General features: G+C 60.5%; 15 protein-coding genes. 8 read left to right on the plus strand and 7 right to left on the minus strand.

What is annotated here, in order from left to right; all coding sequences use genetic code 11:
• The first annotated feature begins 84 nt into the window (after positions 1-84).
• From FF098_RS17000 to FF098_RS17010, 3 genes are read left to right on the plus strand one after another with little or no spacing between them, the layout of a single operon-like run.
• The gene (locus FF098_RS17000) at positions 85-744 is read left to right on the plus strand and encodes a LysE family translocator (protein WP_155142825.1); all 660 of its coding nucleotides are present in this window, start codon (positions 85-87) and stop codon (positions 742-744) included.
• Positions 745-758: 14 nt separating this feature from the next.
• Positions 759-1,358, plus strand: coding sequence for a hypothetical protein (locus FF098_RS17005; RefSeq protein ID WP_155142827.1), 600 nt, complete (start codon positions 759-761; stop codon positions 1,356-1,358).
• Positions 1,333-2,331, plus strand: coding sequence for a glutamate cyclase domain-containing protein (locus FF098_RS17010; protein WP_155142830.1), 999 nt, complete (start codon positions 1,333-1,335; stop codon positions 2,329-2,331). Before FF098_RS17005 ends, FF098_RS17010 begins: the two co-directional genes overlap by 26 nt.
• Before the next feature lie 42 nt (positions 2,332-2,373).
• On the opposite strand, the gene FF098_RS17015 is transcribed toward FF098_RS17010, so the two are convergent.
• Positions 2,374-4,068 carry a hypothetical protein gene (locus tag FF098_RS17015; RefSeq protein ID WP_155142832.1) on the minus strand — a complete coding sequence of 565 codons (1,695 nt, stop codon included), beginning with the start codon at positions 4,066-4,068 and terminating at the stop codon, positions 2,374-2,376.
• A 162-nt stretch (positions 4,069-4,230) separates the two neighbouring features.
• On the opposite strand from FF098_RS17015, the gene FF098_RS17020 reads away from it, so the two are divergent.
• Complete coding sequence (locus FF098_RS17020; RefSeq protein ID WP_155142834.1) at positions 4,231-6,213, plus strand: glycoside hydrolase family 97 protein; 1,983 nt, start codon at positions 4,231-4,233, stop codon at positions 6,211-6,213.
• A 2-nt stretch (positions 6,214-6,215) separates the two neighbouring features.
• Here the strand turns inward: FF098_RS17020 and FF098_RS17025 are convergent, their stop codons facing one another.
• The 4 genes from FF098_RS17025 to FF098_RS17040 form a co-directional block, all read right to left on the minus strand.
• Entirely contained in the window at positions 6,216-7,127 is a 912-nt protein-coding gene (locus FF098_RS17025) for a DUF6807 family protein (RefSeq protein WP_166426611.1), read from the minus strand.
• A 56-nt stretch (positions 7,128-7,183) separates the two neighbouring features.
• Positions 7,184-7,645, minus strand: a complete 462-nt coding sequence (locus FF098_RS17030; protein ID WP_155142838.1) for a hypothetical protein — start codon at positions 7,643-7,645, stop codon at positions 7,184-7,186.
• An 85-nt stretch (positions 7,646-7,730) separates the two neighbouring features.
• On the minus strand, positions 7,731-8,330 hold the full coding sequence (locus FF098_RS17035; protein WP_155142840.1) for a cytochrome P460 family protein: 600 nt from the start codon (positions 8,328-8,330) through the stop codon (positions 7,731-7,733).
• 84 nt (positions 8,331-8,414) lie between these two features.
• A complete protein-coding gene (locus tag FF098_RS17040; protein ID WP_155142841.1) occupies positions 8,415-9,383 on the minus strand; it encodes a GlxA family transcriptional regulator in 969 nt (322 codons plus the stop codon).
• Positions 9,384-9,535: 152 nt separating this feature from the next.
• Between FF098_RS17040 and FF098_RS17045 the strand changes: the two genes are divergently transcribed.
• Positions 9,536-10,546 (plus strand): N-acetylornithine carbamoyltransferase, encoded by a 1,011-nt coding sequence (locus FF098_RS17045; RefSeq protein WP_155142842.1) that lies wholly within the window; start codon positions 9,536-9,538, stop codon positions 10,544-10,546.
• A 78-nt stretch (positions 10,547-10,624) separates the two neighbouring features.
• The gene (locus FF098_RS17050; RefSeq protein ID WP_155142843.1) at positions 10,625-10,993 is read left to right on the plus strand and encodes a hypothetical protein; all 369 of its coding nucleotides are present in this window, start codon (positions 10,625-10,627) and stop codon (positions 10,991-10,993) included.
• Here the strand turns inward: FF098_RS17050 and FF098_RS17055 are convergent.
• On the minus strand, positions 10,990-11,160 hold the full coding sequence (locus FF098_RS17055; protein ID WP_166426603.1) for a hypothetical protein: 171 nt from the start codon (positions 11,158-11,160) through the stop codon (positions 10,990-10,992). The two genes, FF098_RS17050 and FF098_RS17055, sit on opposite strands and share 4 nt — an antisense overlap.
• A 123-nt stretch (positions 11,161-11,283) precedes the next feature.
• On the opposite strand from FF098_RS17055, the gene FF098_RS17060 reads away from it, so the two are divergent.
• On the plus strand, positions 11,284-12,603 hold the full coding sequence (locus tag FF098_RS17060; protein WP_155142845.1) for an acetylglutamate kinase: 1,320 nt from the start codon (positions 11,284-11,286) through the stop codon (positions 12,601-12,603).
• Here FF098_RS17060 and FF098_RS17065 read toward each other — a convergent pair.
• Positions 12,596-12,979 (minus strand): YkgJ family cysteine cluster protein, encoded by a 384-nt coding sequence (locus FF098_RS17065; RefSeq protein WP_166426612.1) that lies wholly within the window; start codon positions 12,977-12,979, stop codon positions 12,596-12,598. The two genes, FF098_RS17060 and FF098_RS17065, sit on opposite strands and share 8 nt — an antisense overlap.
• Positions 12,980-13,158: 179 nt before the next feature.
• Between FF098_RS17065 and FF098_RS17070 the strand changes: the two genes are divergently transcribed.
• Complete coding sequence (locus tag FF098_RS17070) at positions 13,159-14,229, plus strand: zinc-binding metallopeptidase family protein (protein WP_155142849.1); 1,071 nt, start codon at positions 13,159-13,161, stop codon at positions 14,227-14,229.
• The last annotated feature ends 233 nt before the right edge of the window (positions 14,230-14,462 follow it).

Below are 14,462 nucleotides of genomic sequence, written 5' to 3' on the forward strand. Positions count from 1 at the left end.
GCACCGTGCAACGGGGGCGCGGAAGAGAAAATCAGCCTGCGGGATGTGGCTGAAAGGCCCTGCTGACAGGCCCTGCTGACAGGTTTGGCGAAACCCGCCTATAACAAGGCGATGCAGGAATTCGTCATACTATTCATGGCTGCATTCGCCATGCTGGGCTCGCCCGGGCCCGCGCCCATCGCGCTGGCGGCCAGCGGTGCAGCTTGGGGCTATCGCGCGACGCTGCCCTTTTATGCTGGCATCATGTCCGGGCTGTTCGGTGCGATGCTGTTGAGCGCGTTTGGGTTTTCCGCGCTGATCGCGGCGGTGCCAGCAGCGGCGATCGTGCTGCTGGCCCTCAGCCTGTGTTATGTCCTCTATATCGCCTGGGGCATCGCCTCGGCGCCGCCGATCGAGCGCAGCCAGTTGCAGGCGGAAGGCAAGCGCCAGCCGGGACCGGTCGACGGGTTCATCATCAATATCGTCAACCCCAAGGTCTATGCCGCTTTTGCGACGCTCTATGCCTCCTTCGTGCCGGCACAGCTGGAGGGGTGGACTGGCATTGCCGCAGCCGGGTTGACCGGGTTCGGCATTGCGCTGGTCATGAACAATGTCTGGATGCTGGCGGGCGAGGGGCTCGCCAGGCTGTTTGCCAGTCCGCGCCAGAACCGCATCCTGCGGCTGGTGCTGGCCGGTCTGATGGTTCTTGCCGTGCTGCTCGCAGTCTACAAGCTGTGGACAACCGGCCTGTTTGGTAATGCGTAAAAGGGGGAGAGATCATGCCATACGCACTCATGCAATCGGGATTGCCGGAGAAACTCAGCCAGGCCTGGGAGGCTTTCTGGTCTTTCGCCATGAGTTTCGATGGCTCCAGCTTCATCCTGCTGATCATCACGGCTGTTGGTCTCGGCATCGGTATCTGGCAGACATCGCAGAACATGCTGCGCACACAGAAAACCGAACAGGCGCAGCTGTATTTCGAGATCGCGACCCGCTGGTCGGCGGTGCTGCAGAAACTCTATGTCGTCCGCGCCGCGCCGCCGCCATCGCTGCAGGAACTGGAGCAGTATTACGATAACTGTGCTGACTTCATGACGACGTCCCAGTGGAAGGACGAGTACCGCATGATCTGCAATTTCTTCGAGGATCTGGGGTTGCTGGTCTATAACAAGAATATCCCCATCGATATCATCCGCGTTCTGGTAACCGTCTCCAATGACGACTATATACTGATGAAGCCGGTACTGGACTATTTGCGCAAATGCTATCGACACGACATTTACAGCTTCTGGAACTATCTGTTGAAGGAAGCGGAAAAGACCAAGCCGATCCGACCCTTCAAAGGCGAGCTTTATGAGCCAGACCAGACGAAAAGCTGATCCAGCGCCTGTCGGTCCCGCACAAGGGCCTGGCCGTCGCGAGCGCCTGCGCCTTTTTCGTGACGAGGCGCGGGGGCTGATCCTCGATGGTGCCAATCGCGGTATCGGAAACATCCGTACACCGGCAAGTTTTTCGCTGCACCGGCTGGCCGAGGATCTCGCCGGTGGTGGCGGTGAACCCTGTATCGGTATCCTGACCGGCTTCCCGATCCTGCTGCCGGATGGCGCTGTCCAGTTCGAAAATGATGGTCCCATCGGCGCCGGCATGATGGCCGGTGCGTTTGCGGCGCTGGGCTGGAAAACGGTCATGCTGTCGGACCACAAGGCCGGAGGCATTGTCGAAAATGTCATCGAAGTCGCGGGTTCCAGCGCGGGCGGCGGTATCGACAAGATACTGCTCGACAGCAATTGCTCGCACGGGACACCTTATGGCCGGGAAATCCGGACGCAGTTGAAGAAGCTCGGCATCACCCATCTCATCGCCATCGAGCGGCCGGGCAAGGCGCGGGATGGCGAGTATTACAACATGCGCGCCCAGCAGATCAGCTCCCACATCATCGCAGCCGATGCCCTGTTCCGCGATTGCCCGTGGAAGACAGCGGGCTTTGCCGATGGCGGCAACGAGATCGGCATGGGCAAGGTCGGGATCGACCGTATCGCGCAATATGTCGACAAGGGCAGCACCATCGTCAGCCGCACCAAGGTCGATTACCTGACTCTGTGCGGCGTCAGCAACTGGGGCGGATACGGACTTGTTGCCGCCCTCGCGGTGGCGATGCCGGAGCGGCGCGACCTCCTGTTCCCTTACCTGTCCCCGCAAATGAACAGGAAGCTGTTTGCCGCCTGCAAGCGCGCCGGGGCAGTGGACGGCGTGACACGCCGCCAGACATCGACGGTCGACAACATTCCCTTCGCCGAACACGACGCGAAAATAGACGCCTTCCGGGCATTGGCAGACCGACTCATAAAGTAGGCACCATACGTTGAGCCGGAGCCACCAGAAGATGTTTTGCAGCTATTCTATCGTGGCGGCCAGCAGAAGGGTGATCTCCAGCAAGTATCGCGACTTGAGACCTGTTTCATTGTATTCGTTCATGGCGGCGTAGGCACTCTCGGCATAGGCTCTGGCAACATCTGTCTTACCGTCAGCGAGGGCGCGCCAGCCAAAGGCCTGCACGATTTGCGAAATCGCTACCATTTCTATATCTCGACCAAACTTTATGGCTGCAACGGGGGACTCGCCGATTTGGACCAGTGGCGAGTTACGTAGAGCCAAACAGGTTTGCAGATATTGCTGGCCGGGATCGATGGACGGGGATGTGGCGGCTGCGAGGCGTTTCATCCGTTGCTCGTATTTTGTACGGGACAAGGCCTTGACCATGTGGTCGAAGTTTTCGTCGTCCAGAAACGTCCGGATCGGCGTATCCCTGAGCGGGTCCCAGCCAAGGAAACCGAAATAGATATTGGCGCGCTCCGTGAATGGCCAGAACAGAAAAGCCGCACAATCTTCACGAGCATCCGGGTCTTCCATACAGGCGTTCAGTGTGTCCAGCATGACCGGGTCAGGCAACATGCAAGCTTGCTCATCAGTCAGTATACGGTAGCAGCGCGAAAACATGACATATTGCACATACTTTCCCGGTGGATTGCTGCCCAGATCCAGCTCGCGGGCATACTCGCTTTGCTTCGTTTTTGCCGGGTGCGATTCTGCATCGGGCAGTATGGCAAGCGGATAGAGGCTTCCCATCGTTTGCTGAAAGCGCGCCCTGTCACCGTCTATCGTATAAAGCCGTGCCGCCGCCTCACTTGCCGGTATCAGGGCGTGGGCCCTGTAGTAAGGATTCAACGTTTCCCAGTCGAGGATGAGGGTCTGATCTATGACGGCTGCGAAGAAGATCGTTGCCCGGTCAGGGTCACCTGCCTTCAAGGCGGCATTTGCAGACAACAGCAAGCGACGCAGGTGGCCGGCATCTTCTTCTGGCCTGGCGTCTGCGATCGACTGGGGATAGCGTTCATATTCGCCATAACGCCCATCCATCCTGCTCATCTCTCGCTCATCGATATGGCGCGCCACTGCCTGCGCCTTTTGCCATTGGCCGGCGCGGTCGAGCATGCGCAGGTAATCCTCCCAAAGCGAGCCCGGGACTTCCTTGCGAACCCCGGATTGTCCTTCCTGCTCTGCTGTCCAGAACGCGTCCGGGGGTGCGTCGCAGGAGCTTGAGGTGAGACATGCTTGGTCATCAAAGGAGGCTGAATAGGCTTCGATCAGTGTGGCGGCCTCATCGGAAAGGCGATTGCCGCGCTGTATATCGCCAGCGGCGTAGGCGGCTTCAGCAACCGCAAGAAGCCCCTTGTAGAGGTAATGCTGCTGTGGGTTCCAGCCTGTGGCATTTTCAAACCGCATACTGCCTTCGGGATGGGCGCCGGGGGCGTATCCAGCAACAAGGTCTCGCATGTATTTCTCGGATCGGTCTAACAGAACCGAGTGTTCCTCCGCCGGCAGATGGCTGCGCAGAGTGCTTTGAAAATCAGGGTCAAGGGCAAACTCCAAATCCAGAAGCATTGCCCTCTCAAAGACGCCTTGAACGGTTGGCCGGTCAGCAGGGTCGAGACCATCACCGGCGCATGGTGCGGGTAACTCGGCATGGGCGAGGATAGCGGTGCAGAGAACAACTGCTGATGACAGGATAATTGCTGCTGTCTTGTTCATTCTCGATGATCCCTGATGCACCTATGGTTGTCACTATGTCCGGAAATATCGCAAATGCGCAAACATGAAGATCGCATGGTTCAGGGGTGCACCGGCGGAAAAAAGCGGCTACAGTCAGCTTAATTATATTTGAAATAAGTTTCATGGGATGGAGGAAACATCATGCGCCTTGCCGCTGCGACCGCACTTGCCACTATTGCTGCCTGCCTTGCGGGCACTGCGTCTGCGAAAGACTGGACCGTTACATCGCCGGATGGCGAGCTGTCGATCACCGCCCGGCACGAGGCTGGTGAGGGCGTTTCCTGGCGCGTCGATTTTGCCAGTGACGGGGAGAGCCGGCAGGCGATCGGCTGGTCGCCGCTGGGATTCTCGATGGCCACGATCCAGGGCTATGAGCGCATCGAGACGGTGTCGGATTTCAGCGATGGCCTGAGCTTCGTGTCGGCTGATGAGGATGAAGGTACCGACGCCTATACCATGCATACCGGCAAGCAGCTGGAGAACGAGGCCGACTGGAACGGCCTGTCGCTGACCTTCCGCGATGACGAGACCGAGCGCCTGTTGCGCATCGACCTGCGTGCCTATGACGAGGGCGTCGCCTTCCGCTATGTCGTGCCTGAGAAGGACAAGTTCTTCCACGAGGTGACGGGCGAGGCGACCGGCTTCAATTTCGGCGAGGGCGGAACCCATTGGGGCGCGGCCTATGATTTCTACACGGCGCATCACCCGTCCTACGAGACGTTCTATACCAGCCAGCCGACGGGCACGCCGACGCCGGATGATGCCGGCACGGCCTGGGGCTTCCCGTCGCTGTTCGAGGTCAACGATCTCTATGTGCTGATCCATGAATCCGATGTCGATGGCAGCTATCAGGGTTCGCACCTGGCCAAGGACGCGCCGGGCGGGGTCTACACCATCGCCCCGCCGATGGCCGAAGAGTCCCAGGGTTTTGGCAAGAACACGGCGAGCTGGACGCTGCCCTGGGAAATGCCGTGGCGCTTTGCCATCGTCTCCGATGATCTGGCGGATATTGCCGAGAGCAATCTGGTCTTCCACCTCGCCGAACCATCAAGGGTCGAGGAGGACGGTTTCGTCGAGCCGGGCACGGCGACATGGAGCTGGCTGTCGGATCATGCTTCGCCGACCGACATGGCCAAGCTGAAAAACTCCATCGACGCAGCCGCCGAAATGGGCGTCGAATACACGCTGATCGATGCCAACTGGAACACGATGGGCGACACCGCCATGGAAGACCTTGTGGCGTATGCAGACGAAAAGGGCGTCGGCCTGTGGTTCTGGTACAATTCAGGCGGGCGGCACAATTTCGTCGGCGAGGAGCCGCGCAACATCATGAACGATCCGGTCAAGCGCCGGGCCGAGTTCGCCAAACTCCAGCGCCATGGCGTGCGCGGCGTGAAGGTCGATTTCTGGCAGTCCGACAAGCAGGACATGATGGCTTATTACCACGCGCTGATGGCGGATGCCGCCGAGTTCGGCATCATGACGAATTTCCATGGCTCGACCATCCCGCGCGGCTGGGAGCGGACATGGCCGCACATGATGACGATGGAGGCCGTGCGCGGCGCGGAATTCTATTCCTTCGACAGCCAGGCGGATTACACCGCCAAGGCCCCGGCGCAAAATGCGATCCACCCGTTCCTGCGCAATGTCATCGGATCGATGGACTACACGCCGGTGCATTTTTCGCAGTTTGCCAACAATACGCGTATTACCACCAACGCCCATGAGGCAGCGCTGGCGATCCTCTTTGAAAGCGGCGTGCTGCACCTGTCAGACAGTGCCGACGCCTATCGCGCGATCCCGGATGAGTGGCGCGATTTCCTCGGCTCCGTGCCGTCGGCGTGGGACGAGACGAAGCTGCTCGCCGGTGAGATTGCCGAATACGCGGTCGTCGCCCGGCGCAAGGGCGATGCCTGGTATGTCGGCGCGATCAACGGCACGGGCGAGGCGATGGAGATCGATCTCGACCTGACCGGCATCGCGGAGAGCGGCGAGGCCCTGTTCACGCTGTCCGACGATGGCGAAGGCGGTTTTGCCAGTGACGAGGGCACGCTGGAATCGGTCACGCAAACGGTGACGCTTGAGCCCAATGGCGGCCTCGTCATGGTGCTGGGCGAGGAATAACCCTATTGCCGGATGGTGATCGTCGCTTCGATCACCACCGGCTCGTCCATGGGGATATCGGCCATGGTGTTGCCGGGCCAGGCGCAGTTCTGCATCGACAGTTCCTGGCGCAGCACCCAGTTGGTCCACGGCTCGCCATCGACGGTACAGGCAACGCTGATCTCCTGCGGCCAGTCGGGCGGTACATCCGTGCCCTGACCATCCCACAGAAAGGTCACCGTCTCGCCGGTCTTCACCGCGGCGCTTGTGGCGGTGAGGCTTTCGCCATCGCTCTCAATGTCCATCTTGTCAGGGTGTGCGAAGCGGAACGACATGCCGCCATAGCCCTTCTCGTCATCTGTGCCGCCCAGCTGCAGGCCGGGGGTGAGGGCGGTGAGGGAGGTGGTAATGATGACTGTTCGCGTATTATCTGCCTCTGTGGCCGTCACTGTCGTCTCATCCGACAGGAAAGGCATTGGAGGACCGGCAATATCGGTGAACCAGTTTGAGCGAAAGCGCAGCGATGTGCCGGTACCTGCCGCCGAAGCGTCGCCCAGATACTTCGTATGCGCAAAAAAGTGCCGTCCGTCCCAGGAATCGCCGATATCCTGACCATCGACCAGCATGCGCCGCCATCCAAGCCAGATACCGCGATGGTGAATGTGATCTTCCGGCTCATGCTCGGTGATAACAATGCCCGACGGGGCAAGTAGAGGGTGCAGATAATTCGATTGCCAGCGCTCATCACCCTGTACGGGCGCCGGCTGATAGGCCAGTACGGTTGTGCCGCCGATTTCATAAGTGATGGCAGACGGTGATATAGCCGCCTCTTTCACTGGGGTATCATCCACTGGGGTGTCATCTTCCTGCTGGGCACCTGACGTGCCTGTAGTCAGGACGATGAGCGTTATCGCTGCTGTAAGGTATGTCTTCATCGTTCCCATCCCTTGGTTCCCATTCTGATTACCACAAGCTGGTGCTGTAAACTACGTTACCGCCCGATGATCTCGTCGACGCCGAGGGTGATCGCGTAATGGACCAGCGCCACGATAGCCAGGATGCCGTTGATCAGCGCGATCGAGGCGACTTCCACCACCGGGTCGGCATCTGGCAGCAGGCCGAGCGAAAGGTGCAGGAAGATGAAGAGCAGACTGCAGAAGCCGGTCAGGATCGCCCAGCTGGCAAATGTCGTAAGCAGGCTGCTTTTCGGGAACAGCCTGTGGCCGAGCCATGTGGTCAGGTGGAACATCGCATAGATGAACAGGCAGCCGCCGCCGACCGTGGCGATGGTGCGCCAGTTCTCCAGGCTGAGAGGGCCGAATTCGTCACCACGCGCCCACATCATCACGCCAGTGGCGATGCCGACCGGCACGCCGACATAGGCGAGGAACAGCAAGGCGATGGTGACATAGCCAAGTGTCACCAGAACGGGATGGGGACGGCGCGCCGCCATAGGGATCATTCCAACAGTTTCGTCCGGAATGGCAGAGTATAGGGGCGAGGGCACCGCCGCGCCACCGGTCAGTTGATCTGGCAGCCTAGTCGCGTGCAGCCGCCTGTTCCAGCCGCTGCCGGGCTGCCGGATAGAACTGGGTGAACACCCCGTCATGAGCGGCATCCGTGGTGTGGCAGGTTACGCAGTCATTGGGCAGGTCCAGCGGTTCGGCTGTCTGCGCGCCCGGGGGGAACATGTAGAAATTGAAGCCCGACTCGGGGAAGCGCTCTGCATCCTTCAGGTGGATTTCCGTCAGCATCAACTCGCCCATCGTATAGCCGGACTTGGTAACCGACGCGCCCTGTTCGACGCCATAGAAGTCGAGCGAGAACATCGCCCCGTCGGGGAATTCGCCAGTGTCGATGAACTGCAGATACGCCGCCGGTTCCATCCTGACGACCTGGAACATGCCCGGGCTGTCAGGGTCGAACATTGCCGGGTTATAGCCCTGGCCGAGGGTCGAGCCGAGAAATATCCACTCGTCGAGATCGCCCGGTCTTTGCATCTCGCCGTTTTCGGTGAACAGGGCCGGATGGGCTGAGTTTGTGTCGTCCTGCGCAATGCCGTGCAGGCTGAAGGCAAGGACGGCTGTTCCAATCGCCACCGATGTGACGAGGCTGAAAATTCCTGTACTGATTTTCATGTGTTGCTCCTGCGGCCCTCAGTTTCATGATAGGCGGGCAGGGGATCAGGGATGAAGGACATTCACCCCGCAAATCCAGCCAGATCAATCCGCCGGGCCTGGAGAGAACTGGTCCCGCCATGCAGACGGGGCGATGCCGAAACGCCGCTCGAATGCGCGGCGGAAACTGTCGGCAGTCGCAAAGCCAACGGCGCTGGCGACCTGGCTGATGCGGCCCTCGCCATTGCCCAGCATGACGCGGGCCGCATCGAGGCGCATGCGCTCGACATAGTGCGCGGGGGAGACGCCCATGGTCTCGCGAAAAATGCGGGTGAAGTGGCGCAGGCTCATCCCCGCCCGGGCGGCGAGGGTCTCGTTATCAAGCGGGCAGGACAGGTTCGCGCCGATCCACGCGATCACCGAGCCGAGCCGCCCCGCATCGATATTCTGGGCCCGCAACGGTTCGGAGAACTGGGCCTGGCTGCCGGGGCGGCGCAGATAGACCACCAGTTCCCGCGCGACGGCGGCGGCAATCGTATCGCCCATATCCTCCGCGATCATGGCCATCGCCATGTCGATGCCAGCGGTAATGCCGGCTGATGACCAGACCTTGCCGTCGCGCACGAACAGGCCATCCGGGTCGATGGACAGGCCCGGGCAGGCGGCGGCGAGTTCCGACAGATGGTTCCAGTGGGTGGCGACACGGTGACGGTCGGCAAGGCCGGAGCGATATAGCAGGAATGTCCCCGTACAGACCGATGCAACGCGGCGTGCATTGTTCCCTGCCTGTGTGAGGCCGGCGACAAGACCTTGTGACGGGATCAGCGTGCGCGGGCCGCAACCGCCGGGCAGGATCAGCGTATCCGCCAATGGTGCATCCTCGATGGCACAGTCGACCAGCACTGTCAGGCCAGTCGCGGCCCTGACGGGAGCAGCCGTCTCACCCGCTATCGTCCAGCTATAGGCGCCCGGCGAAAACGCGTTCACAGCGGCGAACGCCTCCAACGGGCCGGTCAGGTCCAGCGTGTTGATGCCGTCGGTGATAAGGAAAACGATATGGCGAGACGCGGTCATGGCTGACTATAGCCGGAAGAGGTCGTGGCCGGAATGACAAAGCTCAGGCAATTCAGGCCATTTAGTGAATGACGCGCGCTTGCGCATCGGATCGTCCAAACCGGGCCGGATTTCAGCTTTATTCTGCCAACGGGATCGGCTAAATCCCCCGGATGAAACATTTTCTGAACACCTGTGACTACACCCGCCCCGAACTGCAGGCGATGCTGGATGAGGCAAAGCGCCTGAAAGATTCCCCGATGGGAGATGCCCTGAAGGGCAAGACCGTGGCGCTCTTGTTTCTCAACAATTCGCTACGCACGCGCACCTCGTTCGATATCGGCGCGCACCAGCTGGGTGGCTATGCGGTGGTGCTGTCGCCGTCTGGCGGCATGTGGCCGCTGGAGTTCGAGGATGGTGTGGTCATGGATGGTGACGCTGAAGAGCACATCGCCGAGGCGGCGGGCGTGCTGTCACGCTATTGCGACCTGATCGGCGTGCGTGCCTTCCCGAAATTCGTGAACTGGGAAGAGGACCGCAAGGACAAGATCCTCAACGGCTTTGCCAAATATGCCTCCGTGCCGGTGATCAACATGGAGACGATCACCCATCCGTGCCAGGAAATGGCGCATATCATGGCGCTGCAGGAGCGGTTCGAGAAACAGGGTAAGGGCGAACTGGACGGCAAGAAATTCGTGCTGACCTGGACCTATCACCCCAAGCCGCTGAACACGGCGGTCGCCAACTCCGCGCTGATGATCGCGGCCAAGTTCGGCATGGATGTGACGCTGCTTTGTCCGACCCCGGACTATGTTCTCGACCAGCGCTATATGGATATTGCGAAAAAGGATACCGGCGAGCAGGGCCGTTCCCTGACCGTGACCCACGACATCGAGGAAGCCTATTCAGGCGCCGATGTGGTCTATGCAAAGAGCTGGGGCGCACTTCCTTTCTTCGGCAACTGGGAGCCGGAAAAGCCGATCCGCGATGCCCACAAGCACTTCATCGTCGATGAGAAGAAGATGGCAATGACCAATGACGCCGTCGTTTCCCACTGCCTGCCGATGCGCCGCAATGTGAAGATGACCGACGCCGTCTTCGACTCACCGGCCTGCATGGCCTATGACGAGGCGGAAAACCGCCTGCACGTGCAAAAGGCGATCATGAAGCACTTGCTGGGGTAGGGTGCGGCTCCAACCCGCGCTTGCACTTTGCGCCGTCGGGTGTGAAGCTGTCGTCTGTTCCTGGGAGAATGCCGACAGATGCTTCTTGCTGCTATCATCATGCTTGTCATGGCCGATCCGTCCGCCGGCAGCGACCCGCTCGCGCCGGAGCGCAAATATGAGGATATGGAGCTGTACGAGCTGTGCGAGATCTATGACGAGATTTCCGACCGGCTGGCGGAGGAGTTCATCGCGTCACGCTCCGGCAAGGCGACAGACGGCAGCGACACGCGCCCGGTGACCGAGGAAGAGCTGGCAGAAGAGCGCAAGGCGTTCTTCGAACAGGTCGAGGCGCAAAAGCGCTATACCGCCACCAAGCAGGAACTGCGTGCCGTCGTGACAGCGCTTGGCACCCGGGAATGCCCGGCGCGGGAGTATGAGTTCGAGCCCCTGATCGACGATATCTAAGCTGGATCGTCGGGAGATCCGGTCTCGCCGTCCGCCGCTTTATCCTTCTTCTTGGCTTTGATATTGATGTCATATAGCAGGCCCAGAATGATACCGAGCGCGACACCAAGGCCGATATTGTCGAAGATCGCGCCGACGATGATGCCAATGATGATTCCCGGGATCATTCCGTTCCCTCCCATGTCTCGTTGAAACATAATCGCCTTCACGGCGGGATTGAAGCCCGTTCGTACCAGAAATGGCCGACTTGACGCTTGCCGCCCCCGGCATTGCCCGATAAAGCACTGTCCATGAGCAAACAGACCGATATCCGCAGTGCGATCGTCCAGCTTCTCTCCTCCATGAGCGGCTCGAAGGAGGTGCGCACCTATCTGCAGCGCTTCTCGACTGTCGAGGCGGACCGGTTTGCCGTGATCAAGATCGGCGGCGCGATCATCGAGGAAGAGCTGGAGGCGACGGCTTCTGCGCTTGCCTTCCTGCACCAGGTCGGGCTGACGCCGGTCGTCATCCATGGCGGTGGCCCGCAGCTGGACAAGGCGCTGGAAGAGCGCGGCGTCACCTCAGACAAAATCGACGGGCTGCGCGTGACGACACCGGAAGTGCTGGATGTCGCGCGAAAGGTGTTTCTCGACCAGAACCTGAAACTGGTCGAGGCGGTGCGCCGGCAGGGCGTCGAAGCCCACACACTGAATTCCGGGGTGATCGAGGCTGAGTATCTGGACCGCGATAAATACGGTTTCGTCGGTCGCGCTCGGGGCATCCAGCAGAATTTGATCCGCTCGGTCATTTCCTCCGGCGCGATGCCGATCCTGACCTGCCTTGGCGTTGCGCCCGGCGGGCAGATCGTCAACATCAATGGCGATGCGGTGGTCGCCGCGCTCGTCCATGCCTTGCAGCCGATGAAGATCGTTTTCCTGTCCGGCGTCGGCGGCCTGCTCGATGAAGAGGGCAAGGTCATCGACACGATCAATCTGACCGCTGACTATGAACGGCTGATGGGTGAGCCGTGGGTGCATTCCGGCATGCGGCTGAAACTGAAAGAGATCAAGCAGCTGCTTGATGACCTGCCGCTGGAAAGCTCGATCTCCATCACCCGCCCCGGCGAGCTGATCAAGGAGCTGTTCACCCATGGCGGGTCCGGTACCTATATCCGGCAGGGCGAGGCGATCCACCTTCACCAAGGCAAGGATGGCCTGGACGGGGCGCGCATCTGTGCCCTGATCGAGGAGGGCTTCGGGCGTACGCTGAAGGCCGACTGGTGGAGCGCAACCGACCTTGAACGCGCCATCGTATCGGAGACCTGTCGTGCCGCCGCGCTGGTCACGAAACCCGCCGGGCTTGCCTATCCCTATCTCGACAAGTTCGCGGTCGCCGAAAGCGCGCGGGGCGAGGGGCTCGCCAAGGCGGTCTGGCAAAGGCTGTGTGCCGAGGTGCCGGTGTTTTTCCTCCGCTCCCGGACGGAAAACCCGTTCAACGAGTTCTATCGTGCCAATTCCGATGGCGCGATCAAGCGCGGTCGCTGGACCGTATTCTGGAAAGGCAATGTCGATCTCGCCGCTATCGCCGCAGAGGTCGAGGCGATTACCAGCCTGCCGGAAAGTTTCAAATAGAAGAGCCTGCCGCGATGATTGCCGCGTCCGGCATCTCGTCAGGCAGGACAGGGACGACCGTCGCCATCTTCGCCGCCGCGAGGTGCCCGCGATGTTTCTTGGCCATCTGGCATTCAAACGACCCGGCGCGGAAAGCGCGGCAGGCCTCCGGCCTGTTGTCATAGTCGCCGCAGGCGAGGCGGCCATCGGCCGTCAGGGTGAGGAGGGCGCAGTGGCCGCAGGTGATATCCATGTTCAGATATTGCGCGCCATTGGCCTCATGCACGTTGAGCGGCGAGATCGCCCGGCCGGCATCATGCGGCAGGATCTGGACGTAATGGGGGTTGGACGAGAAACAACAGGCGCCGCAGCGCGTGCAATCAATCGCGGTGGTCATAGAAGTCCGATAAGGCTCCGCCCTGCGCGGCGCCATGCCGGGCTCCGGTGAGCGGCGGGTATCTAGCGGTTTTCCTCAGCGCCGGGAAGCGGAATATATAGGGCCGCGCGAGAGGGATAAAATCAGGCGAACATAATGCCGGGGAATGTGTTCTCCTGCGGACAAAACGGGGATTACCGATGAAATTGTTCGAATGCCAGAATTGCGGGCAACTGCTGTATTTCGAGAATGTCGCCTGCGAGAAATGCGGACACCGGCTGGGTTTCGATCCGCAATCTTTGAGCCTCATCACGTTGAAAGAGGCTCGTGACGGCTGGAAGCCGCTTGGGCGTCTGGGGGGTAGCTGGCGCGGCAGCAAGGTCCGCTTTTGCCGTAACGCCGAGGAGGGCGTGTGCAACTGGTTGGTACCTGCCGAGGGCAGCGAAGACTACTGCATTGCCTGCCGCCTGAACCGCACCATCCCCGATCTCGGCCCGCCGGAAAACCGCGATCTGTGGCGCAAGTTCGAAAGCGCCAAGCACCGGCTGGTCTATGGCCTGCTGCGTCTCGGCCTCAGCGTACCAAGCAAGGCTGATGACCCTGATGGCGGCATCGCCTTTGACTTCCTGTCGCCGCAGGCAGAGCCAGATGGTGTTATCACCGGCCATGAAAGCGGATTGATCACCCTGAACCTCGACGAGGCCGACGATGCCAAGCGGGAGTTGAACCGCAAGAATTTGCACGAGCCCTATCGCACCGTGCTCGGCCATTTCCGCCACGAGATCGGCCATTACTACTGGGATCAGCTGGTTGCAAACGGTCCGTGGCATGAGCGTTATCGTGCCATGTTCGGTGATGAGAGCCTCGATTATCAGGTCGCGCTGCAGCAGCACTATCAGAACGGTCCTGCGCCCGGCTGGCAGGAGAACTATATCAGCGCCTATGCGACCTCCCACCCTTGGGAGGACTTCGCAGAGACCTGGGCCCATTACATGCACATCACCGATACGCTGGAAACGGCAGGTGCCTTCGGCCTGAAGGTCGAGCCGCAGGCAGGGCGCAAGGGCGCCAATCGAATGGCGGTCGACTATGCGCGCCGCGCGCCGGACTTCGACACCATGATGGATCGCTGGGTGCCGCTGACGACCGCGCTGAACACGCTGAACAAGTCGATGGGCGCGCGCGATCTCTATCCCTTCGTCCTGACACAGACGATCACGGCCAAGCTGCGCTTTGTCCACGACCTCATCGCGGACAGCACGGGCCGATAGCCAACATGAAAAAGCCCGGCAGGGTGGCCGGCTTTTTGCTTATGTGGGCAAGTCGTCAAGTCTCTCTTTGAGAGAGAAGAGGCTTACGCAAAGTTGAAGTCACTTACGTCGATATCGCCTGCATCGACGTCGACCAGCCTGATGGAGTTGAAGGTGTCGCCGGTGATGGACACGACTGTGTCCGAACCATCCTGTACGACACTCAGCTTGGCAAAGGCATCGGCTGCGGTCTC

It is taken from the genome of Aquisalinus luteolus, assembly GCF_009712425.2.
Lineage (GTDB): Bacteria > Pseudomonadota > Alphaproteobacteria > Caulobacterales > Parvularculaceae > Aquisalinus > Aquisalinus luteolus.

What these genes read in the sequence shown, in the direction of transcription:
- FF098_RS17035 (WP_155142840.1), bottom strand. Translation starts at nt 8,330, where the DNA reads ATGAAAATCAGTACAGGAATTTTCAGCCTCGTCACATCGGTGGCGATT.
- FF098_RS17065 (WP_166426612.1), bottom strand. Translation starts at nt 12,979, where the DNA reads ATGACCACCGCGATTGATTGCACGCGCTGCGGCGCCTGTTGTTTCTCG.
- FF098_RS17020 (WP_155142834.1), top strand. Translation starts at nt 4,231, where the DNA reads ATGCGCCTTGCCGCTGCGACCGCACTTGCCACTATTGCTGCCTGCCTT.
- FF098_RS17025 (WP_166426611.1), bottom strand. Translation starts at nt 7,127, where the DNA reads ATGAAGACATACCTTACAGCAGCGATAACGCTCATCGTCCTGACTACA.
- FF098_RS17045 (WP_155142842.1), top strand. Translation starts at nt 9,536, where the DNA reads ATGAAACATTTTCTGAACACCTGTGACTACACCCGCCCCGAACTGCAG.
- FF098_RS17015 (WP_155142832.1), bottom strand. Translation starts at nt 4,068, where the DNA reads ATGAACAAGACAGCAGCAATTATCCTGTCATCAGCAGTTGTTCTCTGC.
- FF098_RS17010 (WP_155142830.1), top strand. Translation starts at nt 1,333, where the DNA reads ATGAGCCAGACCAGACGAAAAGCTGATCCAGCGCCTGTCGGTCCCGCA.
- FF098_RS17050 (WP_155142843.1), top strand. Translation starts at nt 10,625, where the DNA reads ATGCTTCTTGCTGCTATCATCATGCTTGTCATGGCCGATCCGTCCGCC.
- FF098_RS17030 (WP_155142838.1), bottom strand. Translation starts at nt 7,645, where the DNA reads ATGGCGGCGCGCCGTCCCCATCCCGTTCTGGTGACACTTGGCTATGTC.
- FF098_RS17040 (WP_155142841.1), bottom strand. Translation starts at nt 9,383, where the DNA reads ATGACCGCGTCTCGCCATATCGTTTTCCTTATCACCGACGGCATCAAC.
- FF098_RS17055 (WP_166426603.1), bottom strand. Translation starts at nt 11,160, where the DNA reads ATGATCCCGGGAATCATCATTGGCATCATCGTCGGCGCGATCTTCGAC.
- FF098_RS17060 (WP_155142845.1), top strand. Translation starts at nt 11,284, where the DNA reads ATGAGCAAACAGACCGATATCCGCAGTGCGATCGTCCAGCTTCTCTCC.
- FF098_RS17070 (WP_155142849.1), top strand. Translation starts at nt 13,159, where the DNA reads ATGAAATTGTTCGAATGCCAGAATTGCGGGCAACTGCTGTATTTCGAG.
- FF098_RS17005 (WP_155142827.1), top strand. Translation starts at nt 759, where the DNA reads ATGCCATACGCACTCATGCAATCGGGATTGCCGGAGAAACTCAGCCAG.